The sequence below is a fragment of the Pseudomonas sp. NFACC14 genome, from assembly GCF_900106885.1.
GTDB classification, from domain to species: domain Bacteria; phylum Pseudomonadota; class Gammaproteobacteria; order Pseudomonadales; family Pseudomonadaceae; genus Aquipseudomonas; species Aquipseudomonas fluorescens_AA.
Genome location: NZ_FNOA01000001.1, coordinates 732,378 through 754,410 on the forward strand (window position 1 = coordinate 732,378; position 22,033 = coordinate 754,410).

General features: G+C 61.3%; 17 protein-coding genes. 10 read left to right on the forward strand and 7 right to left on the reverse strand.

Features of this window, described 5'->3' with window-relative positions:
• The 6 genes from BLU85_RS03440 (at position 1) to BLU85_RS03465 (ending at position 9,989) form a co-directional block, all read left to right on the forward strand.
• The gene (locus BLU85_RS03440; protein WP_060738527.1) at positions 1 to 390 is read left to right on the forward strand and encodes a phage holin family protein; all 390 of its coding nucleotides are present in this window, start codon (positions 1 to 3) and stop codon (positions 388 to 390) included.
• Positions 387 to 722, forward strand: a complete 336-nt coding sequence (locus BLU85_RS03445; RefSeq protein ID WP_060738528.1) for a hypothetical protein — start codon at positions 387 to 389, stop codon at positions 720 to 722. Before BLU85_RS03440 ends, BLU85_RS03445 begins: the two co-directional genes overlap by 4 nt.
• A gap of 126 nt (positions 723 to 848) precedes the next feature.
• Positions 849 to 2,177: a deoxyguanosinetriphosphate triphosphohydrolase gene (locus BLU85_RS03450; RefSeq protein ID WP_053183171.1), complete on the forward strand. Its 1,329-nt coding sequence runs from the start codon at positions 849 to 851 to the stop codon at positions 2,175 to 2,177.
• A gap of 493 nt (positions 2,178 to 2,670) precedes the next feature.
• Positions 2,671 to 3,297 (forward strand): response regulator transcription factor, encoded by a 627-nt coding sequence (locus BLU85_RS03455; protein WP_014337291.1) that lies wholly within the window; start codon positions 2,671 to 2,673, stop codon positions 3,295 to 3,297.
• A 9-nt stretch (positions 3,298 to 3,306) separates the two neighbouring features.
• The gene (locus tag BLU85_RS03460; protein ID WP_092197598.1) at positions 3,307 to 6,927 is read left to right on the forward strand and encodes a transporter substrate-binding domain-containing protein; all 3,621 of its coding nucleotides are present in this window, start codon (positions 3,307 to 3,309) and stop codon (positions 6,925 to 6,927) included.
• Positions 6,928 to 7,040: 113 nt separating this feature from the next.
• A complete protein-coding gene (locus BLU85_RS03465) occupies positions 7,041 to 9,989 on the forward strand; it encodes an HD domain-containing phosphohydrolase (protein ID WP_092197600.1) in 2,949 nt (982 codons plus the stop codon).
• Positions 9,990 to 10,114: 125 nt separating this feature from the next.
• On the opposite strand, the gene BLU85_RS03470 is transcribed toward BLU85_RS03465, so the two are convergent.
• Together BLU85_RS03470 and BLU85_RS03475 are read right to left on the reverse strand one after the other, a co-directional pair.
• The gene (locus BLU85_RS03470) at positions 10,115 to 10,597 is read right to left on the reverse strand and encodes a GAF domain-containing protein (protein ID WP_060738531.1); all 483 of its coding nucleotides are present in this window, start codon (positions 10,595 to 10,597) and stop codon (positions 10,115 to 10,117) included.
• Complete coding sequence (locus tag BLU85_RS03475; RefSeq protein ID WP_058543216.1) at positions 10,594 to 11,484, reverse strand: ATP-binding protein; 891 nt, start codon at positions 11,482 to 11,484, stop codon at positions 10,594 to 10,596. The genes BLU85_RS03470 and BLU85_RS03475 overlap by 4 nt, the downstream gene beginning before the upstream one ends.
• A 163-nt stretch (positions 11,485 to 11,647) precedes the next feature.
• On the opposite strand from BLU85_RS03475, the gene BLU85_RS03480 reads away from it, so the two are divergent.
• The gene (locus BLU85_RS03480; protein WP_092197602.1) at positions 11,648 to 13,969 is read left to right on the forward strand and encodes a hybrid sensor histidine kinase/response regulator; all 2,322 of its coding nucleotides are present in this window, start codon (positions 11,648 to 11,650) and stop codon (positions 13,967 to 13,969) included.
• On the opposite strand, the gene BLU85_RS03485 is transcribed toward BLU85_RS03480, so the two are convergent.
• From BLU85_RS03485 to msrB, 3 genes are all read right to left on the reverse strand, one after another.
• Positions 13,953 to 14,414 (reverse strand): MarR family winged helix-turn-helix transcriptional regulator, encoded by a 462-nt coding sequence (locus tag BLU85_RS03485; protein ID WP_072408019.1) that lies wholly within the window; start codon positions 14,412 to 14,414, stop codon positions 13,953 to 13,955. The genes BLU85_RS03480 and BLU85_RS03485 overlap by 17 nt on opposite strands.
• Positions 14,411 to 14,896, reverse strand: coding sequence for a glutathione peroxidase (locus tag BLU85_RS03490; RefSeq protein WP_092197604.1), 486 nt, complete (start codon positions 14,894 to 14,896; stop codon positions 14,411 to 14,413). Before BLU85_RS03490 ends, BLU85_RS03485 begins: the two co-directional genes overlap by 4 nt.
• Positions 14,897 to 15,154: 258 nt before the next feature.
• Entirely contained in the window at positions 15,155 to 15,550 is a 396-nt protein-coding gene (gene msrB / locus BLU85_RS03495) for a peptide-methionine (R)-S-oxide reductase MsrB (protein WP_092197606.1), read from the reverse strand.
• A gap of 221 nt (positions 15,551 to 15,771) precedes the next feature.
• Between msrB and BLU85_RS03500 the strand changes: the two genes are divergently transcribed.
• Together BLU85_RS03500 and htpX are read left to right on the forward strand one after the other, a co-directional pair.
• Entirely contained in the window at positions 15,772 to 16,983 is a 1,212-nt protein-coding gene (locus tag BLU85_RS03500) for a pyridoxal phosphate-dependent aminotransferase (protein WP_018603142.1), read from the forward strand.
• A 302-nt stretch (positions 16,984 to 17,285) separates the two neighbouring features.
• A complete protein-coding gene (htpX, locus tag BLU85_RS03505; RefSeq protein ID WP_092197608.1) occupies positions 17,286 to 18,173 on the forward strand; it encodes a protease HtpX in 888 nt (295 codons plus the stop codon).
• A gap of 194 nt (positions 18,174 to 18,367) precedes the next feature.
• On the opposite strand, the gene BLU85_RS03510 is transcribed toward htpX, so the two are convergent.
• Entirely contained in the window at positions 18,368 to 19,021 is a 654-nt protein-coding gene (locus BLU85_RS03510; RefSeq protein ID WP_092197610.1) for a thiopurine S-methyltransferase, read from the reverse strand.
• 103 nt (positions 19,022 to 19,124) lie between these two features.
• On the opposite strand from BLU85_RS03510, the gene BLU85_RS03515 reads away from it, so the two are divergent.
• Positions 19,125 to 19,892 carry a DODA-type extradiol aromatic ring-opening family dioxygenase gene (locus tag BLU85_RS03515; RefSeq protein ID WP_092197612.1) on the forward strand — a complete coding sequence of 256 codons (768 nt, stop codon included), beginning with the start codon at positions 19,125 to 19,127 and terminating at the stop codon, positions 19,890 to 19,892.
• A gap of 198 nt (positions 19,893 to 20,090) precedes the next feature.
• Here the strand turns inward: BLU85_RS03515 and BLU85_RS03520 are convergent, their stop codons facing one another.
• Positions 20,091 to 21,764, reverse strand: coding sequence for a DEAD/DEAH box helicase (locus BLU85_RS03520; protein WP_014337279.1), 1,674 nt, complete (start codon positions 21,762 to 21,764; stop codon positions 20,091 to 20,093).
• Between the last annotated feature and the right edge of the window lie 269 nt (positions 21,765 to 22,033).

The following is a 22,033-nucleotide window of genomic DNA, read 5'->3' on the forward strand; positions in this document are numbered from 1 at the left end:
ATGGGTATCGACGAATCCGGCTCGTCCGAAGCGGGCACACAACCCACAGCGCGCCGCCTGGGCGCCGCGTTTCTTGGCTTGCTGCACAGCCACGTCGAATTGTTCGGCATGGAGTTGCAGGAACAGAAGGCACGCACCGTGAGCCTCCTGCTGTTCGCCGGCCTTGCGCTGGTGTTCGGCCTGCTGCTGTTGGTCGGGCTTTCGGCGCTGGTGCTGATCCTGGTATGGGACACCTATCGTCTGTCGGGCATTATCGGCCTGTGCCTGTTCTACCTGCTGGCGGCCCTGTTCTGCGGTCTGCGGCTCAAGGCAGCGATCTACGACGAGTCCTCTCCTTTCAACGCCACTCTCGAAGAACTGGCCAATGACCGGGAGCGCCTGCTGCCATGAGCCTGCCTGATATTCCTCAAGCCCGGACACGACAGGAAATGCGCAAGGCACTGGTGCGCCTGCGCATGGAAATGCATCGCCAGGAAATCCGTCAGGAGACACGCCAATTGCTGCAACCCTTGCATCGGGTGCGCGGCTTGACGCAAAGCTGGCACGAAGGTTTCGGCATCAAGCATGCGCCACTGTGGGGCGTGGCGGCAGTGTCCCTGCTCGGCTTCCTTACCGGCAAGCGGACCCGCCATGGCGGTGGCGGTGGCTTGACAGGCCTGATCCGTCTGGCAACGACATTGCTGCCGTTGGTCAAGCTGGCCAAGGACCTGCGCAAACCCTGACGACCGACACCCTGTGGCGAGCGCCACAGGGTTATGTATCCGGTCCGTGCAAGCCCATAGGCCTTGCAGGGCGACCCACGAACCGGGAAGCTAGGGCATCGACATCATCGAACGGAGCAACCGGCCTTGGATTGGCATACCCTGCTGACTCGCGAACGTCTCGGAAAACCGCTGCACAGCCCGCAGGAACTGGGCCGTAGTCCCTTCCACAAGGACCACGACCGCATCATCTTTTCCGGTGCCTTCCGCCGCCTGGGGCGCAAGACGCAAGTGCATCCGGTTTCCAGCAACGACCACATCCACACGCGCCTGACTCATTCCCTGGAAGTCAGTTGCGTCGGGCGCTCCCTGGGCATGCGCGTGGGAGAAACCATCCGCAATGCCCTGCCCGACTGGTGCGAGCCCAGCGACCTGGGCATGGTGGTGCAATCGGCTTGCCTGGCCCACGACATTGGCAACCCGCCGTTCGGTCATTCCGGCGAGGACGCCATTCGCTATTGGTTCCAGCAGGCAGCCGGGCGGGGTTGGCTTGATGCGATGAGCGAGGCCGAGCGCAACGACTTCCTCAATTTCGAAGGCAACGCCCAAGGCTTCCGCGTCCTCACCCAGCTTGAATACCATCAGTTCGACGGCGGAACCCGGCTGACCTATGCCACCCTCGGTACGTATCTGAAATACCCCTGGACCGCCCGCCACGCCGATTCCCTGGGCTACAAGAAGCACAAGTTCGGTTGCTACCAGAGCGAACTGCCACTGCTGGAGCAGATTGCCCACAAGCTCGGTTTGCCACAGATCGAGGATCAACGTTGGGCACGGCATCCACTGGTGTACCTGATGGAGGCCGCCGATGACATCTGCTACGCGCTGATCGACCTTGAAGACGGCGTGGAGATGGATCTTCTGGAATACCCACAGGTGGAATCGCTGCTCCTGGACCTGGTGGGCGACGATCTTCCGGACACCTACCGGCAACTGGGGCCGCTGGACTCGCGGCGGCGCAAACTGGCGATCCTGCGAGGCAAGGCCATCGAACACCTGACCAACGCCGCCGCCCGGGCGTTTGTCGAGCAGCAGGAAGCGTTGCTTGCCGGCACGCTGCCAGGGGACCTGGTGGAACATATGCACGGCCCGGCCAAACGCTGCGTGTTGAATGCCAAGGACATGGCGCGCCGGAAAATCTTCCAGGACAAGCGCAAGACCCTGCATGAAATCGGCGCCTACACCACGCTGGAAATCCTGCTCAACGGCTTTTGCGGCGCAGCCCTCGAACAGCACGGCGGCCGCACGCCTTCGTTCAAGAATCGCCGCATTCTCGACCTGCTGGGGAACAATGCGCCGGATCCCAATGGCCCTTTGCATGGCGCGTTCCTGCGAATGATCGACTTCATCGCTGGCATGACCGACAGCTACGCCAGCGAAATGGCCCAGGAGATGACAGGCCGCACGCGCCAATAAAAGGCCCCCCTTTGCAGCACCTCGAAAAAATGTGGGAGCGAGCTTGCTCGCGATGACGCAGGCACATCCAGCATCGATGCGCACAGATCCACCGCCATCGCGAGCAAGCTCGCCCCCACAGGGTGCGGTGGACATGGATCGTGCAGCCACCTCGCTCCCACCGGGGACTGGCGGTGCATGTGGATTTTGTAGCGCCACCCCACAAGGAGTTTGAAGTAGATAAATAAATGTATGGCTCACACCAACCTCGATTAAAACGTTTCCTTTGTTTGCACAAACAACGCAATCAAAGAAATATCCCTTCACACACGGCTAACTCTTCCTCCCTCTTATTGTCATCCACCTACTAAAAAACCCATTGCATCGTAATATCTTGCCTCTTTTTTTGTAGGAAACTTCTGAAATTGAAGTTGCATGCCCGTCTCTTCGTACGACCCTGGCTGTAAGTGGGCTAAGGTGCGCGCTTTATTCAAGTTCGCAGGGTAATTTATTCATGAACTCCGTTTTCATTGTCGACGATCATCCGGTCATCCGCCTCGCCGTTCGCATGCTCCTGGAACATGAGGGCTATAAGGTCGTAGGAGAAACTGACAACGGCGTCGACGCGATGCAAATGGTGCGCGAATGCATGCCAGACCTGGTTATCCTGGACATCAGCATCCCCAAACTTGACGGGCTGGAAATTCTGTCACGCTTCAACGCCATGACCACGCCGCTCAAGACACTGGTGCTCACGGCACAGTCGCCGACGCTCTTCGGTATCCGATGCATGCAATCCGGTGCCTCCGGCTACGTTTGCAAACAGGAAGACCTCAGCGAACTTGTCAGCGCGATCAAAGCGGTATTGTCCGGCTATAACTATTTCCCCAGCCAGGCGCTGAACCCGGTACGCCCGGATGATCCACGCAGTATAGAGCTGGACCTGTTCAAAAGCGTCAATGATCGGGAACTGATGGTACTGCAACTTTTTGCCCAGGGCCGAACCAACAAGGAAATAGCCAAGGGGATGTTTCTCAGCAATAAAACCGTCAGTACTTATAAAAAACGCCTGATGCAGAAACTCAAGGTCAAGTCCTTGGTCGAGCTGATTGAAATGGCGAAGCGCAACGCGCTGGTGTGAGAAGACAGGATGCTCAGACGCATAACCGAATGTCTCCTGCTGATCAGCGCAGTGTTATATACAGGAGTGCTCGCGGCGACACCGGATGCGCCCGGGCAATACACGCTGCTGGGGCGCTCGTCCATGGCTCAGGCCGAGATCAAGCTCGATGATGTTCACCGCGCCTGGCTAAGAAGCCGGCAGGAACTGGTCCTGGGCACTTCCGCACCGGATTACCCGCCCTTCGATCTCTCCGCCAGCGGACGCGACTACGAAGGCCTGACCGCCGACTATGCCGACATCCTCGCCAAGTCCACCGGCTTGCCCATGAGAGTCCTGCGTTTCGCCTCCCGTGAGGCAGCCATGGCGGCGCTCAAGGACGGGCAGATCGACATGCTTGGCACCGCCAACGGTTTCGAGGCCCGCGACCCCGACATTGCCCTTTCGACGCCGTACGCAGTGGACCAACCCGTTCTCGTCACCCGAACGAATGAAAGCCGATCCCTGAATGAAGACCTGGAGGGTTTGCGGCTGAGCATGGTCTATCACTACCTGCCGCTGCGGGAAATTGAAAAACTCTACCCCAAGGCAATCATCACCACCTACCCGTCCTACCAGAACGCCATCAACGCCGTCGCCTTTGGCCAGGCCGATGTATTTCTCGGCGATACCCTGTCCACCCACTACATGATCAGCAAGGGCTACTTGAGCAATATCCGCATGGCCAGCTTCGGCAAACATGAATCCTATGGATTCGGTTTCGCCGTACGCCGTGGCGATACCCGCTTGCTGGAGGTCATCAACGCGACGCTGAACCAAGTCCCCATCGCCGAACAGACGGCGATTGCCAAGCGCTGGAGTGCAGGCAGCGACCTGTACCTCGCGGACCACCGTGTACAACTGACCGACCGCGAGCAACGCTGGCTGGCCAGGCATCCGGTGGTCAGGGTGGTGGTGAACGAAACCTCGGCCCCCTTCACCTTCTTCGATCCGGACGGCGATTTTCGAGGCATCAGCGCCGACCTGCTGGAGCTGATCCGGCTACGCACCGGCCTGCGCCTGGACATCCAACGCCGCCAGAACGACAGTGAAATGATTGCCGCGGTCCTGAACGATCAAGCCGACATGATTGCCGCGCTGTTGCCCAGCAGTGAACGGCAACGCCAGTTGAAATTCAGCCGCCCCTACGTCGACAGTGCGTTCGTCCTGCTGACCCGCAAGTCGTCCGACACGCCCACCACGCTCGATCAGTTCGGCCACGCCAGCCTGGCGATCGCCACGGGCAATCCGCTCATTGAATGGCTACGCAGCCAGTACCCGAGCATCCGGATCATCGAAACGGACGGCCCCTTGCGCGCCGTGGAAATGCTCGCCCATGGCCAGGTCGACGGCAGCGTGAACTCGCAGGTGATGGCCAACTACTTCATCTCCTCCCATGCGTGGCGGGACAGGTTGCAGATCAGCAGCACGGTGGGCACCCAACAGGCGCTGTTCGCGCTGGCCACGGCCAAACACGCCAGCGAGTTGAACGCCATCCTCGACAAGGCCCTGATCAGCATCGACCCCGACGAACTGGGCATCATCAACAACCGCTGGCGCGGTTACGTCTCGCCCTCGGAACATACCTGGCGCACTTATAACCGCCTGTTCTTCCAAATCGTCGCGGGCGTCGGCCTGTTACTGCTGCTTTCCCTGGCGTGGAACGCCTACATGCAGCGCCAGATCAGGCAACGTCAACGAGCGGAACTGGCCCTCAACGATCAACTCGAATTCATGCATGCGCTGCTCAATGGCACCCCCCACCCCATCTACGTGAGGGATCGCAACGGCATCCTGCAGAGCTGCAACGACAGTTACCTGGAAGCGTTCAACGCCAGGCGCGAAGACGTCATTGGCAAGGACTTGATGCCAGGTTCCATGAGCAACGCCTTCGAAGCGCAGGAGTACCAGGCGGACTACCAGCGCGTCATGGCCGAAGGTACTGCCCTGATCGTGGACCGTCCCCTGCACATCGGTGACCGGAAGCTGACGATCTATCACTGGATCCTTCCCTACCGAAACTCCGCCGCGCAAGTGCAAGGCATCATCGGCGGTTGGATCGACATCAGTGAACGACGGCAGCTGTTCGAGGAACTGCGCGCATCCAAGCAACGAGCCGATGACGCGAACCGCGCCAAAAGCACGTTCCTGGCCACCATGAGCCATGAAATCCGCACCCCGATGAACGCGGTGATCGGCATGCTCGAGTTGGCCCTGAAACACGCCGACAAGGGCCACGTGGACCGCTCGACCATCGAAGTCGCCTACGAATCGGCCTCCGGCATGCTCGAACTGATCGGCGATATCCTGGACATCGCCCGTATCGAATCCGGCCATCTGAGCCTGGCTCCCGAACGCGTCAATCTCAGGACCCTGCTGCAATCGGTCATACGGGTCTTCGAGGGCGTGGCCCGACAGAAGAACCTGGCATTGTCGCTGCGGTTCGATGCGGCCGAGGGCAACCCTGACGTGTTGATAGACCCCTTGCGATTCAAGCAGGTGCTGTCGAACCTGATCAGCAATGCCCTCAAATTTACCGAGCAGGGCCAGGTCGTGGTCAAGGTCCGGCTATCGCCAACCGAGCGGGACGACGTCCTGCACATGCATCTGGAGGTCAACGACAGCGGCATCGGCATCGGCCCGGCAGACCTGCAACGCTTGTTCGAGCCGTTTGCCCAGGTCGATAACACCAGCCGAATGGCCCGCAAAGGCGCGGGACTAGGGCTGGTGATCAGTCGCAACCTGTGCCGGATGATGGGCGGCGACCTGCACATGAGCAGCCAACCCGGCGTCGGCACCCAGGTCCAGGTCCGTCTGCAACTGACCGTCCTGGCGACGGCGCCGGTTGACGTTCCACTCGAACCGGTCATCGAAACGGCGCGGACCGCCTTGAACGTCCTGATCGTGGACGATCATCCCGCCAATCGCCTGCTGATGTCCCAGCAATTGGAATACCTCGGCCATCACTACCAGGTCGCCCACGATGGCGCCCACGGGCTGGAGGTCTGGCGCAAAGGCCATTTCGACCTGGTCATTGCCGATTGCAACATGCCCATCATGAGCGGTTACGAACTGGCCCGCTCGATTCGTCGCGATGAGTCCGAACAGCGACGCCCGCCCTGCACCCTCCTGGGGTTCACCGCCAATGCTCAACCGGAGGAAAAACAACGCTGCCTGGACGCCGGAATGGATGACTGCCTGTTCAAACCCATCAGCCTGAGCGCCTTGAGCCAGTGGATCAAGACGGTCAAACCCGTCGGTCACCCAGCGGCTTTCAGCGTGCACAGTCTCCAGGCGTTGACCGGCGGCGACCCTTCGTCCAACCGGCGCCTGTTGGCGGAGTTACTCAGCAGCAGCCGCGCGGACCGCCAGGAGTTGCTCGACGTCGCCCAAGGCGCGAACCGACAGGCGCTCACCGAAACGGCGCACAAGATAAAAGGCGTCGCCCGCATCGTCCAGGCGAGCACGCTGATCCAGCGGTGCGAGGCGCTGGAGCAGGCGTGTCATCTGGCACAGGCTCCTGAACGAATCAGCGCCTGCATCGACGCCCTCGACCGCGCCATGACCGAACTGGAGCGGGCTCTGGAAACGGAGATCGCCAAGGCAAAATAATCCAGCGTTTACTATGCTGTTCGCTCAGCAGTGCGTACCTGGGGGGTTCTCGATCGGTTTCCCTTGCACGCGGGAACACCCATCGAGCCCCCCTGACACTTGGAGTGACTGCAATGCCCAGCGCACCGCGTCCGGACAAACGCCGCTTCCCCCTGCATGTCCACATCAGCGTGATGTTTACCCTGCTTCTGTTGTTGACCGGGGTGGTGCTGGGTATTTTCAACTACCGGCAAACCACGCAAATCATCCTGTCCAGCAGTGAAAAACTGTTCAACCGCATTGAACAGGAGGTGCGCCTGGACTTGTATGACACCTACGAACCCATCCGCCACCTGCTGAGCCTGCTGGCCGACTACCCGGCGACACGCACGCCGCAGATGGCGCAACGCATGGCCCTGCTCGTGCCCTTCAGCCAGGCGTTGCGGGACAACCCGAACCTGGCGTCGTTGTACCTGGGCGATCAGCGCGGCAATTTCCTGATGGTCCGGCCATTGCGCACCCCGGCCCTGAAAACCGCCCTGCGGGCCCCCGCCGAGGCGGCCTATCAAGTCTGGACCGTCGAGCGGGCCAGCGAGCAAGGCCCGGTCCATTCCCAGTCGCTGTTCTACGACGAGACCCTGACACTCATCGATCGCCGGGACATGGCCGACGAAACCTACGATCCGCGCAGCCGCGGCTGGTTTCGCAGCGCCGCCGGCAGCGCCGAGCAGATCACCACCGAGCCGTACGTTTTCTTCTCCACGCACAACGTCGGCACCACCCTCGCCCGGCGCAGCGGCGAGCAGGCGGTCATCGGCGCCGACCTGACCCTGGCGGCCCTGTCCCAGACGCTGGCCAAGCACAAGGTGACCACCGGCACCGAGATCGTATTGCTCGACCCCAACGGCAACGCGGTGGGTTATCCCGACAGCGACCGGCTGCTCGCCGACGCCCAGTCGGCGCGCCTGATCAAGGCCCGCGACCTCAGCCCGGCCATCGCCGCCGTCCTCGACGACAACACTGACACGACCCGCCTGGAAGCGGCCGGGCGCCAATGGATCGTTTCGCGCAGCCACATGCAGGAAGGCGGGCCCCAAGGCCTGGAACTGGCGTTGCTGGTGCCTGAGGACGAGCTGCTGGACAACGCTTATCGCATGCGTTGGCAAGGCGCGCTCATCACCCTTGCCACCCTGTTGCTGTGCCTGCCCCTGGGCTGGCTGACGTCCAGGATCCTGGTCAAGCCATTGCGCGAACTGGTGCGGGAAGCCGACGCCATTCGCAGCTTTGACTTCAACTACCCGGTGTCCCGTCGCTCCCCGGTGCTGGAGGTCGATCAGTTGAGCGTCTCGATGGCACGCATGAAAGAGACCCTGGCAAGTTTCTTTGAAATCACCGCCAGCCTGCGCGCCGAAACCCGCTTCGCCCCGTTGCTGGAGCGGGTGTTGTTCGAAACCGTGAAAATCGGCCAGGCCCAGGCCGGCCTGATCTACCTGCGCGAGAACGACGAAAACCGACTCAAGCCCCATGGGCTGGTGATCGATGGAACCCCCAGGGACCTCGACGCCTTCAAGCTGCGCAGTCATGAGTTGCAGGCGGGCGACAGCCCGCAATGGCTCCAGCAACTGGCCGTCTCGGACAATCTCGTGACCTCCCTGGGCTTCGAGCAGGCGGCGGACCTGCAAGGCATCCTGCAGGCACTGGACTCGCCTCGGGTCCACCTGATCGGCATCCGCCTGCGCAACCGCCACCAGGAAACCGTCGGCGTATTGGTATTGCTGATCACCGACAGCGGCACCGAAGCCGACCTGGAAAAACTCCAGCCCGACCGCATCGCCTTCCTGCAAGCCGTGTCCGGCGCCGCCACCGTGAGCATCGAGGGTCAGCGCCTGCAAGCCAAGCAAAAGCAACTGCTGGACGCCTTCATCCAACTGCTGGCCGGCGCGATCGATGCCAAGAGCCCCTACACCGGCGGCCATTGCCAGCGGGTCCCGGTCCTGACCCTGATGCTCGCCCAGGCCGCCGCTGCCAGCCAGGCCCCGGCGTTCAGCGCCTACCGACCCACGGAGGATGAATGGGAAGCCCTGCACATCGCCGCCTGGCTGCACGATTGCGGCAAGGTCACCACCCCCGAGTACGTCGTCGACAAAGCCACCAAGCTGGAAACCCTGAACGACCGGATCCACGAGATACGCACCCGTTTCGAAGTACTCAAGCGCGACGCCTGGGTCGATTACTGGCAGGCCGTGGCAAACGGCGGCGAGTCGTCATCCCTGGCACGACAGCGTGATGCGACATTGACGGCACTGGATGACGACTTTGCGTTCGTCGCCCGCTGCAACCTGGGCTCCGAAGCCATGGCCGAGGCCGATCTGCAACGCCTGCGACACATCGCGCAACGCCCGTGGACCCGGACCCTCGATGATCGCCTGGGGGTTTCCTGGGAAGAAAACCGGCGCCAGGCCCGCACGCCCAGGCCGACACTGCCGGTCACCGAGCCGCTGTTGGCGGACAAGCCCGAACACCTGTTCGAGCGCCACGCGGCCGAACTGATCCCGGCGGACAACCCGTGGGGCTTCCAGCTCGATGTGCCGGCCTGGAAATACAACCGCGGCGAGCTCTACAACCTGAGCATCACGCGAGGCACGCTGACGCGCGAGGAACGCTACGTCATCAATCATCACATGGTGCAGACGATCCTGATGCTCAGTCAGTTGCCCTTCCCCAGCCACCTGAACAACGTGGCGGAGATCGCCGGCGGCCATCACGAGAAAATGGACGGCAGCGGTTACCCCAAGCGCCTCAAGCGCGAGGAGATGAGCCTGCCGGCACGGATGATGGCCATCGCCGACATTTTCGAAGCACTGACCGCGGCCGACCGCCCCTACAAGAAAGCCAAGACGCTGAGCGAGGCCCTGGGCATCATGGCCACCATGTGCCGTGATGCCCATATCGATCCCGAGCTGTTCTGGCTGTTCATCGAAGAAAAGATCTACCTGAGCTACGCCGAGCAGTTCCTCGACCCGCGCCAGATCGATGAGGTCGACCCCGACAGCCTGCTGGTCAAGGCCGGGTTGAAGGCATGAATGCTATCCCCGTAGGAGCTGGCGAAGCCTGCGATCTTTTGATCTGTTGGTTATTCACTCGAGGCTCAATTGTCTGGGGAAAGATCGCAGCCTCGCTTCGCTCGACAGCTCCTACGGAAAGCGAGTCAGCAATCCGTCAGGCGCAGGAATATCGCAGCCAATGCTTCAATGCCGGCTTGATCATGCTCGGTAAAACGCGCCAGTTTCGGACTGTCCAGGTCAAGCACGCCGATCAGGCGCCCGTCCTTGACCAGCGGCACCACCAATTCACTGTTCGACGCGCTGTCGCAGGCGATGTGCCCGGCGAAGGCATGGACATCTTCGACGCGCTGGGTCTGCCGGGTCGCTGCCGCCGTGCCACACACGCCACGGCCAAAGGGAATCCGCACACAGGCGATCTGGCCCTGGAACGGCCCCAGGACCAGCTCTTCGTTGCGATTGAGGTAGAAGCCGGCCCAGTTCAGGTCGTCCAACTGACTGGACAGGAAGGCCGAGAACTGCGCGGCGTTGGCGATGAAGTCACGCTCATCGGCCAGCAAGGATTCCAACTGTGCCGATAACAAGTCGTAGCCATCGAGACCAACACCGCTGCCCTTCAAATCGATCATGCCTTGTGCTCCAACAATTTCAGGCCTACCCAATAACGGGCAAACTGATAAGCGCAACGTCCGTTGCGGTTGCCGCGACCGGTTGCCCAACGTACCGCCAGCACATCCAGCGCTTCGTCGCGCTGCCAGGCCAGCCCGGCCTTGGCCGCCAGTTCGCCGATCCAGTGCTCCACGACGTTGAGGAAATGCTCCTGGGTAAACGGATAAAACGACAGCCACAAGCCGAAGCGGTCGGACAAGGCGATCTTGTCCTCCACCGCTTCGCTGGGGTGAAGTTCGCCGTCGACCCGTTTCCAATTCTCGTTGTCGCTCTCCTTTTCCGGCACCAGGTGGCGACGGTTGGAGGTGGCATACAGCAGCACGTTGTCCGGTGCCTGCTCCAAGGAGCCATCCAACACACTCTTGAGCACGCGGTAATCGCCTTCGCCGGACTCGAACGACAAGTCATCGCAGAACAACACGAAGCGCTGCGGCAGTTTCGCGACCTGCTCGACCACCCGGGGCAGATCGGCCAGGTGATCGCGTTCGATCTCGATCAACCGCAGGCCATGCGGGGCATGTTCGGCCAGCAGGGCGCGCACCAGGGACGACTTGCCGGTGCCACGCGAGCCCCAGAGCAAGGCATGGTTGGCGGGCATGCCATCGATGAACTGCCGGGTGTTGCGGCCCAACTGTTCGACCTGGCGATCCACGCCGATCAGGTCCGACAAGCGCATGTCGAGACTGACCTGCAGTGGCAACAGGTAGCCACTGCGCCCATCACGCTGCCAGCGGGCGGCCAGGGTCTGGGTCCAATCGATGGCGGGCCGGGGCGCCGGCAGCAAAGGCTCGATCCGGGCCAGCACCGCATCGGCACGCTCAAGAAAAGCATTCAATCGCGAGTCCACGTCTTTTCCTCGGACAGGTTCACAGTAATGATGGCGCTCCAACAACGAAACGCCTTATCCAATGGCGGGTCTACTTCACACAATACACACCGGCCGCACCGGAATTCAGAGATGATCAGCTATGCTTGACCGGCGAAGGGAAACGTAAGTGGTTCATCACTCAATGGACATCAGATTCACCCAACGGCTTTCCTACAAGCAGGCCCGCCTGACTGTCCTCGTGGGCTTCGTGTTGGGCACTTTGCTCAGCCTGATGCAGATCGGCATCGATTATGCCAGCGAAGACGCGTCGATCAACCGTGAAATCCTGTCGCTGCTGGAAATCAGCCACAACCCGGCCTCGCGCATCGCCTACAACATCGACGCCGAACTCGCCCAGGAACTGGCCATGGGCCTGTTGCGCTCACCGGCCATCGTCGGCGCCGAGCTGCTCGACAACAACAATACCGTGCTGGCCAGCGTCAAGCGGCCCGAGCTGCAAAGCAGCTACCGGTTCATCAGCGACTTCCTGTTCGGTGCCCAGCGCCAGTTCGAGGACCGGCTCTACCTGGACCATTTGCCCGGCGAATCCCTGGGCCTGCTGCGACTGGACGTCGACACCTATGCGTTCGGCAGTCGTTTCCTGCGCCGCGCCGAGGTCACCTTGCTCAACGGCTTCGCCCGCAGCCTGATCCTGACCGGCCTGTTGCTGGCACTGTTCTACGTGATGCTGACCAAGCCCCTGGTGCGGGTCATCCGCGAACTGAGCAGCCGCGACCCAAGCAGCAACGAACAGAACCGCCTGGAATGCCCTTCCGGCCACCAGTCCGATGAAATCGGCGTGCTGGTGTCCGTCGCCAACCAGCAGTTCGAAAATATCTCCATGGAAATCCAACAGCGGCGCACCGCCGAAAATCGCCTCACCGAATACCTGGCGCAACTGGAAAACATCGTCTCGGCACGCACCGCCGAACTCAAGGCCATCAACGCCCGCCTCAGTCAGTCCAACGAAGAGCTGGAGGTGGCCAGGCGCACGGCCCTGGATATGGCCGAAGCCCGCTCCGTGTTCCTCGCCAACATGAGCCACGAGATCCGCACGCCACTCAACGGCCTGCTGGGAATGATCGCCCTGTCCCTGGACGGTCCCCTGACGGCCGAGCAACAGCAGCAGCTCTCGATCGCCCATGACTCGGGCAAGGTCTTGGTCGAGTTGCTCAACGACATCCTCGACCTGTCGAAATTCGACGCCGGGCAACTGGAGCTCGAACGCATCCCGTTCGACCTCGGCGCCCTGGTGGAGGATACCGCCAACCTGCTTTCCCAGAACGCGGCCCCCAGTGTCGAGCTGGCCTGCCTGATCGATCCCCGGTTTCCGGCGCAGGTACTCGGCGACCCGACCCGGGTACGCCAGATCGTCAGCAACCTGCTGTCCAACGCTCTGAAGTTCACACGTTTTGGCCGGGTCGACGTGAAGTTGAGCCATTACGAAGGCGGCGTGCGAATCGAAGTCTGCGACACCGGTATCGGCATTCCCCAGGAAGCCCAGGCGAGAATCCTGCAGCCGTTCACCCAGGCCGGCGCCGGTATTACCCGTCAGTTTGGCGGCACCGGGTTGGGCCTGGCACTGACCTACAACCTCTGCGAAGCCATGCAGGGCCGATTGACGATCAGTTCCGAAGCCGGCTTCGGCAGCCAGTTCTGCGCAGACCTGCCCCTGCCCTGCCATCTGCCTGCCACGCCTATCGAACCGTTGCGCGGCAACGTCGTCGCCATCACCGCCAGCAGCAGCGGCCTGGCCGAATTGCTGGGCATGTTGTTGCCGGGCTGGGGCCTGGATTATGTGCAGCGCTCCATCGATGACGGGCTGCTGGGACTCAAGCCTGACGTGCTGATCACCGACTGTCCGGAATGCCTGTTCAACCTGCGGCCGACCTTTGACGCACCGATCCTGCTGGTGACCGCCTATGGCAGTTTCATGCCCGGCGAAGAGGCCGCCGCCCTCGCCCCGCTGATACAACAGGCTCGACCGCTGGCGCGCCATGCGCTGTACCAGATTGTGCGGCGCGCCATGCAAAGCGAGGCGACCACCATCAACGACGCACAGATCGAAACCCCGACGCCGTCCAAGCGTGGACGGGTGCTGCTGGTGGAAGACAATCCGGTCAACCAACTGGTGGCCAAGGGCATGCTGGTGAAACTGGGCTGCGAGGTCACCGTCGCGGCCCATGGCGTCGAAGCCCTGGATCAACTGGAACAGCGGGTGTTCGACCTGGTGTTGATGGACTGCAACATGCCGGTGATGGACGGTTACGAAGCCAGCCGGCAGATTCGCCGCAGCGGGCGTTGGTCGGACCTGCCGATCGTTGCGCTGACGGCCAACGCGATGCCCGAAGAACGCGAGCGCTGCCGGGCCTCTGGCATGAACGATTACCTGTCCAAGCCGTTCCGCCGCGAAGAGCTGGCAGCCGTGCTGGACCAGTGGGTGCGCACTACGTCAGCGCTTTGATCTGGCCCAGCAGATGATCGAGACCGTCTCGCAACGCGCCCAGGCGGTCCAGATCGACCCCGCTGTCGCATAACAGGCGCGCCTTGAGCGGGCCGACCTGTTCGCGCAAAGCCCGCCCCGCAGCCGACAGGCTCAAGTGTACCTCCCGCTCGTCCCGGGCCGAACGCTGGCGTTGGACCAGGTCCAACTGTTCCAGGCGCTTGAGCAGCGGCGTCAGTGTGCCGGAATCCAACAGCAAACGTTCACCCAGGGCCTTGACCGTCGGCTGTGGCGGCGCCGTGTCCTGCCATTCCCACAACACCAGCATTGCCAGGTATTGCGGATAGGTCAGGCCAAGCTGATCGAGCATCGGCTTGTAGCCACGAATCACCGCGCGTGAAGCGGCGTACAGCTTGAAGCACAACTGGCTGTCGAGCTTCAGCGAATCGGCTGACAGGTCATTCATTTGAGCAGCGCTTCGATCTCGCCGGTCAGGTCCTGGGGCTTGGTGGTCGGGGCAAACCGCTTGACCACTTGACCGTCCTTGCCGATCAGGAACTTGGTGAAATTCCACTTGATGCCTTTGGACCCCAGCACGCCGGGTGCACGCTGTTTAAGCTGGACGAACAGCGGATGGGCGTTGGCGCCGTTGACTTCGATTTTCTTGAACAGCGGAAAGCTCACGCCGAAGTTCAGCTCGCAGAACTCGGTGATCGCCCCTTCATTGCCCGGCTCCTGCTTGCCGAACTGATTGCAGGGAAAGCCCAGCACCACCAGGCCCTGGTCCTTGTAGGTCTGCCACAACGCCTCAAGTCCCTTGTATTGCGGGGTGAACCCACACTTGCTGGCCGTGTTGACCACCAGCACGGCCTTGCCGGCGAAATCGGCGAGGGTCTTTTGCTCACCCTTGATGGTGGTGCACGGGATGCTCAGCAGGTTGTCGCTCATGGCAAGGCTCCGGTTAAAGGTTGGAGGCTGAAGATAGCGATCAATTGAATTGTGTGCAATTTAATTATGGAGATCGGTATGGGCATCGATGATGCTCCAACCGAACAGACCTGTGGCGAGGGGATTTATCCCCGCTGGGTTGCGCAGCGACCCCAAAAGGCAGAATGCGATCAACCTGAGACACCGAAGTTACCGTTCTTGGGGCTGCTGCGCAGCCCAGCGGGGATAAATCCCCTCGCCACAAGAGCGGCGGCCAATTTAATCGCGGGGCACGAGATCCAGGCACACCGAGTTGATGCAGTACCGCAACCCCGTGGGCGGCGGGCCATCGGGGAAGACGTGGCCCAGGTGGGCATCGCATTTGGCGCAGACCACCTCGGTGCGAATCATGCCGTGGCTGACGTCCCGCACCTCCATCACCGCGCGGCCTTCGATCGGCGCGTAGAAACTCGGCCAGCCACAGCCCGAATCGAATTTGGTCTGTGAATCGAACAACGGTTCGTTGCAGCAGATGCAGTGATACACACCGTCGGTCTTGGTGGCGTTGTATTTGCCGGAGAATGGCCGCTCGGTGCCCTTCAACCGACAGACGTTGTACTGCTCCGGGTCGAGCATGGCACGCCATTCATCAAGGGTTTTTTCCAACTTTTCCATCGTTCTACCTCGGCAATTGAAAAAGCCCGATCCGACGCTTTTCCGCAGATCGGGCGGCACGTATGATTGCGCCTCGTCAGACGCCAGTCTGGCAGTCACGTCATGCGCATTCAAACGGATTGTGGCGCCTATACCGCGTCAGGCCTGGGCACAGACGCAGGATTCCCAGTTACGGTAGTTCATACGCCGCCTGGATCGTTCATTTTCGGGAACACATCGCCATGCAGGTCAGCAAATCGAACAAGCTCGCCAACGTCTGCTACGACATTCGCGGCCCAGTGCTCAAGCACGCCAAGCGCCTGGAAGAGGAAGGTCATCGCATCCTCAAGCTGAACATCGGCAACCCGGCCCCCTTTGGTTTCGAAGCGCCCGATGAAATTCTCCAGGACGTCATCCGCAACCTGCCGACCGCCCAGGGCTACAGTGACTCCAAGGGCCTGTTCAGTGCGCGCAAGGCCGTGATGCAGTATTACCAGCAGAAGCAGGTCGAAGGGATCGGCATCGAGGACATCTACCTGGGCAATGGCGTGTCCGAGTTGATCGTGATGTCCATGCAGGCCCTGCTCAACAACGGCGACGAAGTGCTGGTACCGGCACCGGACTATCCGCTGTGGACCGCCGCGGTGAGCCTGTCCGGCGGCAACCCGGTGCATTACCTGTGCGACGAACAGGCCAACTGGTTTCCCGACCTGGCGGACATCAAGGCCAAGATCACGCCCAATACCAAGGCACTGGTGATCATCAACCCGAACAACCCGACCGGCGCCGTGTATTCCCGGGAAGTATTGCTGGGCATGCTGGAACTGGCCCGCCAGCATAACCTGGTGGTGTTCTCCGACGAGATCTACGACAAGATCCTCTACGACGACGCCGTGCACGTGTGCACCGCTTCCCTGGCGCCGGACCTGCTGTGCCTGACCTTCAACGGCCTGTCCAAGTCCTATCGAGTCGCCGGTTTCCGCTCCGGCTGGATCGCCATCTCCGGACCCAAGCACCATGCCCAGAGCTACATCGAAGGCATCGACATGCTGGCCAATATGCGCCTGTGTGCCAACGTGCCGAGCCAGCATGCGATCCAGACGGCGCTGGGCGGTTACCAGAGCATCAACGACCTGGTTCTGCCCCAGGGCCGACTGCTGGAACAGCGCAATCGCACCTGGGAATTGCTCAACGACATTCCCGGCGTCAGTTGCGTCAAGCCGATGGGCGCGCTGTATGCCTTCCCACGGATCGACCCGAAGGTCTGCCCGATCCACAACGATGAAAAGTTCGTCCTCGACCTGCTGCTGTCCGAGAAGCTGCTGGTGGTCCAGGGTACCGCGTTCAACTGGCCATGGCCGGACCACTTCCGCGTCGTGACCCTGCCGCGGGTCGATGACCTCGATCAGGCCATTGGCCGGATCGGCAACTTCCTCAAGTCCTACCGTCAGTAAGCCGGGCAGCGTGCGAGGCGCCCTCACCTCGCACGCTGTTTGATTCAGCAACATATCCGTTCCGCCGACTCCGTCGGGCCTTCTACACTGGGAATTGGACGGTCACCATGCATCTGGGCTCAACGTTCACGGGGGGCAGGCAGCGCATTTCTTTTCCCTGGTCACTTTCAGAAAAGTCTTTCAAACATTTAGGACACCTGTAGGACACAGTTTGAAATAGTCGGCGAGTTGAATAGCCTGCGGCAGCACCTTATATACCCCGCATAACGCTACATCTTTAGCATGAGGAGATTTTCACAACCATGATGCGCATCCTGCTGTTCTTGGCCACTAACCTGGCGGTCGTGCTGATTGCCAGCATCACCCTGAGCCTCTTTGGCTTCAACGGGTTCATGGCGGCCAATGGGGTTGACCTCAACCTCAATCAGCTGCTGATCTTCTGTGCGGTGTTCGGTTTCGCCGGTTCCCTGTTCTCGCTGTTCATCTCCAAATGGATGGCGAAGATGAGCACCGGTACCCAGATCATCAGCCAGCCGCGCACGCGTCACGAACAATGGCTGCTGCAGACCGTCGAGCAGTTGTCCCGCGAAGCCGGTATCAAGATGCCGGAGGTCGGTATCTTCCCGGCCTACGAGGCCAACGCCTTCGCCACCGGCTGGAACAAGAACGACGCCCTGGTCGCCGTCAGCCAGGGCCTGCTCGAACGGTTCTCGCCCGATGAAGTCAAGGCCGTGCTGGCCCACGAGATCGGCCACGTCGCCAACGGCGACATGGTGACCCTGGCGTTGATCCAGGGTGTGGTGAACACCTTCGTGATGTTCTTCGCCCGGATCATCGGCAATTTCGTCGACAAGGTGATCTTCAAGAACGAAGAAGGCCAGGGTATCGCCTACTACGTGGCGACGATCTTCGCCGAGCTGGTACTGGGCATCCTCGCCAGCGCCATCGTCATGTGGTTCTCGCGCAAACGCGAGTTCCGCGCCGACGACGCCGGTGCACGCCTGGCCGGTACCGGCGCCATGATCGGCGCCCTGCAACGCCTGCGCGCCGAGCAAGGCCTGCCGGTGCACATGCCCGATACCCTGAATGCCTTTGGCATCAACGGTGGCATCAAGCAGGGCCTGGCACGCATGTTCATGAGCCACCCGCCGCTGGAAGAGCGTATCGACGCACTGCGTCGTCGCGGCTAACCGCTAAGCCTTGTAAAAAAGCCCGCAGCAATGCGGGCTTTTTTTATCCTGGAGTCCATGGGGCGACTAGGCTGGCCCCATCGCGAGCAAGCTCGCTCCCACAGGAATCTTCGGTGGACGCAGACTCTTTATTCACTGCCGATCAACTGTGGGAGCGAGCCTGCTCGCGATGGCGCCAGCATAGACGCACAGCATCAACGACTGGAAATCCGATACACCCGTTCATCCAGCCGCGTCACACCCGCCTGCAAGAACTTCCAGCTTTCCCCCAGCACATCCTGCTCCTGCAGGATCTCCAGCCGCCAGGCATCCCCCAGCAGCCGCTGCACCTCATCGTTTCCCACGGAGAAAGGCGGGCCAGGCATTTCATCCTGGTTGTAATCCAGGGTAATCAACAACCCGACGCTGTTGGGCAAGATCCTCTGCAGATGAGCCGCGTACCGCTCCCGCATCGGCGCTGGCAAGGCGATCAGCGCCGCGCGGTCGTACAACGCCGTGCAATCGGCCACATCCTCCCGATCCAGGGCAAAGAAATCACCGCAGCGAATCTCGACATCAGCCGCACGAAAGACCTTGAATACGCCCTCCTCGCTCACGCTCGGCTCAAGCTGATGCTCAAGGAAAAAATCGGTGGCGGCTTTTTCCGACAATTCCACGCCCAACACCGAATACCCCTGATGGGCAAGCCACAGCAGATCCAGGCTTTTGCCACACAACGGCACCAGCACTCGACTACCCCGCTCCACCCCCAGTTGCGGCCAGAAATGTTGCAGGTAGGGGTTCACCTCCGGCAAATGAAAACCGATCTGGTTCGATGACCAGCGCTTGTGCCAAAACTCGGGCTCCATGATTCGCTCCAAAAAATCGATCAAAACGCGCTAAAACTTATATTAGATTTAGATCATAGACCTGACGGAAGATGAGCCCATCTTAACGCTCAGGAGTCCGTCCATGCTGCCCAGCCTGTTTATCTCCCATGGCTCACCGATGCTCGCCCTGGAACCCGGCGCCAGTGGCCCGGCACTGGCTCGCCTGGCCGGTCAGTTGCCCAAGCCCAAGGCCATCGTCATCGTGTCCGCCCACTGGGAAAGCGACGAACTGCTGGTCAGCGCCAATCCACAGCCGCGCACCTGGCATGACTTCGGCGGCTTTCCACCGGCGCTGTATGAGGTGCAGTACCCCGCACCTGGCGATCCGCGACTGGCGACGCAAGTAGCGAACATGCTCAACGCCGCGCACCTGCCGGCCCGCCTCGACCCTCAACGGCCGTCAGACCATGGCGTCTGGGTGCCGTTGTCGTTGATGTACCCCGAGGCCGATATTCCGGTGGTGCAGGTTTCCCTGCCCAGCCACCAGGGACCGGTGTTGCAGACACAGGTCGGCCAGGCCCTCGCGAGCCTGCGCCAAGAGGGTGTCTTGCTGATCGGCTCCGGCAGCATCACCCATAACCTGCGCGACCTGGACTGGAACGCCGGCCCTGACAGCATCGAACCCTGGGCCAAGGCCTTTCGTGATTGGATGGTCGAGCAACTGGCGGCCGACGACGAGCCCGCGCTGCACGATTACCGTCGCCAGGCACCCAACGCCGTGCGCAGCCACCCCAGCGACGAACATTTGTTGCCACTGTATTTTGCCCGAGGTGCCGGCGGGACATTCAGTGTTGCCCATGCGGGGTTCACGATGGGGACGCTAGGGATGGACATTTATCGGTTCGATTGACCGATGGACCGCGTCGCTTCAATCGCGAACAAGCCCGCTCCCACAGGGTTTTGTGAACGCCGCAAGCCCAATGTGGGAGCGAGCTTGCTCGCGATTGGCCTCCACCCACTCCCCTGAAGACACACCAAACAACAGGCAAAAAAAATCCCCGAACCAGTCGGGGATTTTTCATGTTCGATCAATCAGCCCAAGAGCCGATCAATCCTCGCGATAGCGACGCAGCTTGAGCTGCTTGCCAGCGACGCGGGTGTCTTTGAGCTTGGTCAGCAACTTCTCCAGACCATCTTCCGGCAGCTCGACCAGGCTGAAGCTGTCACGCACCTGGATGCGGCCGATCGCTTCGCGGGCCAGGCCGCCTTCGTTGAGGATGGCACCCAGCAGGTTCTTGGCGGCGATGCCGTCACGGGCACCCAGCGCAGTACGGCAGCGCGCACGACCTTCGGCCAGCGGGATCGGTGCACGACGCTCGCGATCACCACGGTCCGGACGATCACCGGTGCGCTCGGGACGATCGCCACGCGGTGCATTGTTCGGCACCAGGGGACGTTCCTTCTCGATCGCAGCCAGGTTCAGCGCCTGGCCATTGGTGGCCTTGCGCAGCAGTGCCGCGGCCAGGGCACGTGGGGTGCAACCGATATCGGCGGTCAGGCGATCGAGCAGATCACCGTGGGTCGATTCGGCGTCAGCCACCAGGGGCGACAGGCTGTTGGTCAGTTTCTTGATGCGGGCATCGAGAACGGCCTGGGCGTCCGGCAGGCGAACTTCAGCCACCTTCTGGCCAGTCACACGCTCGATCACTTGCAGCATGCGGCGCTCACGGGGAGTGACCAGCAGCAGCGCGCGGCCTTCGCGACCGGCACGGCCGGTACGGCCGATACGGTGAACGTAGGATTCCGGATCGTACGGCATGTCCACGTTGAACACGTGGGTGATGCGCGGAACGTCCAGGCCACGGGCAGCGACGTCGGTCGCCACAACGATGTCCAGGCGGCCATCCTTGAGGGAGTCGATCACGCGCTCACGCTGGTTCTGGGCAATGTCACCGTTCAGCGCGGCGGCTTTGTAGCCTTTGGCTTCCAGGGCGCTGGCCAGGTCCAGGGTCGCTTGCTTGGTGCGCACGAACATGATCAGGGCGTCGAAGTCTTCCACTTCCAGCAAGCTGAGAACGGCGGAAGTCTTCTGGTCGGCGTGAACCAGCAGGTGAGCTTGTTCGATCGCGGTGACGGTCTGAGTCTTGGTCTGGATCTTCACGTGTTGCGGATCGCGCAGGTGGCGCTCGGCAATGGCACGGATCGATTGCGGCAGGGTGGCCGAGAACAAGACAGTCTGGCGGGTCGCTGGCAGAGCCTTGAAGATGACTTCCAGGTCATCCATGAAGCCCAGCTTGAGCATCTCGTCGGCTTCGTCGAGAACCAGGTGGTTCACGGTAGCCAGGACTTTTTCGTCACGACGCAGGTGGTCGCACAGACGCCCCGGAGTGGCGACAACGATCTGCGCGCCATTACGGATGGCTTTCAGTTGTGGGCCCATCGGGGCGCCGCCGTAAACGGCCACAACAGTAACGCCAGGCATTTGCTTGGAGTAGGTTTCGAAAGCGGTGGCTACTTGCAGCGCCAACTCACGGGTTGGCGCCAGGATCAGGGCTTGCGGTTCGCGCTTGGCAGGATCGATGCGATGCAGGATCGGCAGGGCGAACGCAGCGGTTTTACCCGTACCGGTTTGCGCCTGGCCAATCATGTCGTGGCCGGCCATGATGATCGGGATCGATTGCTGCTGAATCGCCGAAGGTTCTTCGTAGCCGGTCGCGGTGACGGCGGCAAGAATGTTCGGGTTGAGATTAAAAGCGGCGAAGCCGCCGGTTTCCTGGGTCATGGGTCTGCCTCTAAGTGCATCCGCAAAGACCCATGCTCCAAAGCTGCGCATGCCGTGTTGAGACTCAAGAGTCGCCCTGGCTGCTTTGTCGGCGGGGATTTGCGAAAACGAATGAATGGAAAAAGAACGTCGCGGAAGCATCCGTTGTGCGGACATGCAACCGAAGCTGACTTCGGAGAATTGCGCTACCTTGACGCGGCCCGGCTAAAGGCCGGCGCGCACTATACCGGAATTCGCCCGAAAAGGGAGCTTTTTTTATTGCCAAACCC

Bases quoted from the DNA above. Each gene is read 5' to 3' on its own strand.
- BLU85_RS03480 (WP_092197602.1), top strand. From the start codon at position 11,648: ATGGACATCAGATTCACCCAACGGCTTTCCTACAAGCAGGCCCGCCTG.
- BLU85_RS03520 (WP_014337279.1), bottom strand. From the start codon at position 21,764: ATGACCCAGGAAACCGGCGGCTTCGCCGCTTTTAATCTCAACCCGAAC.
- BLU85_RS03470 (WP_060738531.1), bottom strand. From the start codon at position 10,597: ATGATCGATTTGAAGGGCAGCGGTGTTGGTCTCGATGGCTACGACTTG.
- BLU85_RS03490 (WP_092197604.1), bottom strand. From the start codon at position 14,896: ATGAGCGACAACCTGCTGAGCATCCCGTGCACCACCATCAAGGGTGAG.
- msrB (WP_092197606.1), bottom strand. From the start codon at position 15,550: ATGGAAAAGTTGGAAAAAACCCTTGATGAATGGCGTGCCATGCTCGAC.
- BLU85_RS03445 (WP_060738528.1), top strand. From the start codon at position 387: ATGAGCCTGCCTGATATTCCTCAAGCCCGGACACGACAGGAAATGCGC.
- BLU85_RS03485 (WP_072408019.1), bottom strand. From the start codon at position 14,414: ATGAATGACCTGTCAGCCGATTCGCTGAAGCTCGACAGCCAGTTGTGC.
- BLU85_RS03515 (WP_092197612.1), top strand. From the start codon at position 19,125: ATGCTGCCCAGCCTGTTTATCTCCCATGGCTCACCGATGCTCGCCCTG.
- BLU85_RS03465 (WP_092197600.1), top strand. From the start codon at position 7,041: ATGCCCAGCGCACCGCGTCCGGACAAACGCCGCTTCCCCCTGCATGTC.
- BLU85_RS03455 (WP_014337291.1), top strand. From the start codon at position 2,671: ATGAACTCCGTTTTCATTGTCGACGATCATCCGGTCATCCGCCTCGCC.
- BLU85_RS03440 (WP_060738527.1), top strand. From the start codon at position 1: ATGGGTATCGACGAATCCGGCTCGTCCGAAGCGGGCACACAACCCACA.
- BLU85_RS03460 (WP_092197598.1), top strand. From the start codon at position 3,307: ATGCTCAGACGCATAACCGAATGTCTCCTGCTGATCAGCGCAGTGTTA.
- BLU85_RS03510 (WP_092197610.1), bottom strand. From the start codon at position 19,021: ATGGAGCCCGAGTTTTGGCACAAGCGCTGGTCATCGAACCAGATCGGT.
- BLU85_RS03500 (WP_018603142.1), top strand. From the start codon at position 15,772: ATGCAGGTCAGCAAATCGAACAAGCTCGCCAACGTCTGCTACGACATT.
- htpX (WP_092197608.1), top strand. From the start codon at position 17,286: ATGATGCGCATCCTGCTGTTCTTGGCCACTAACCTGGCGGTCGTGCTG.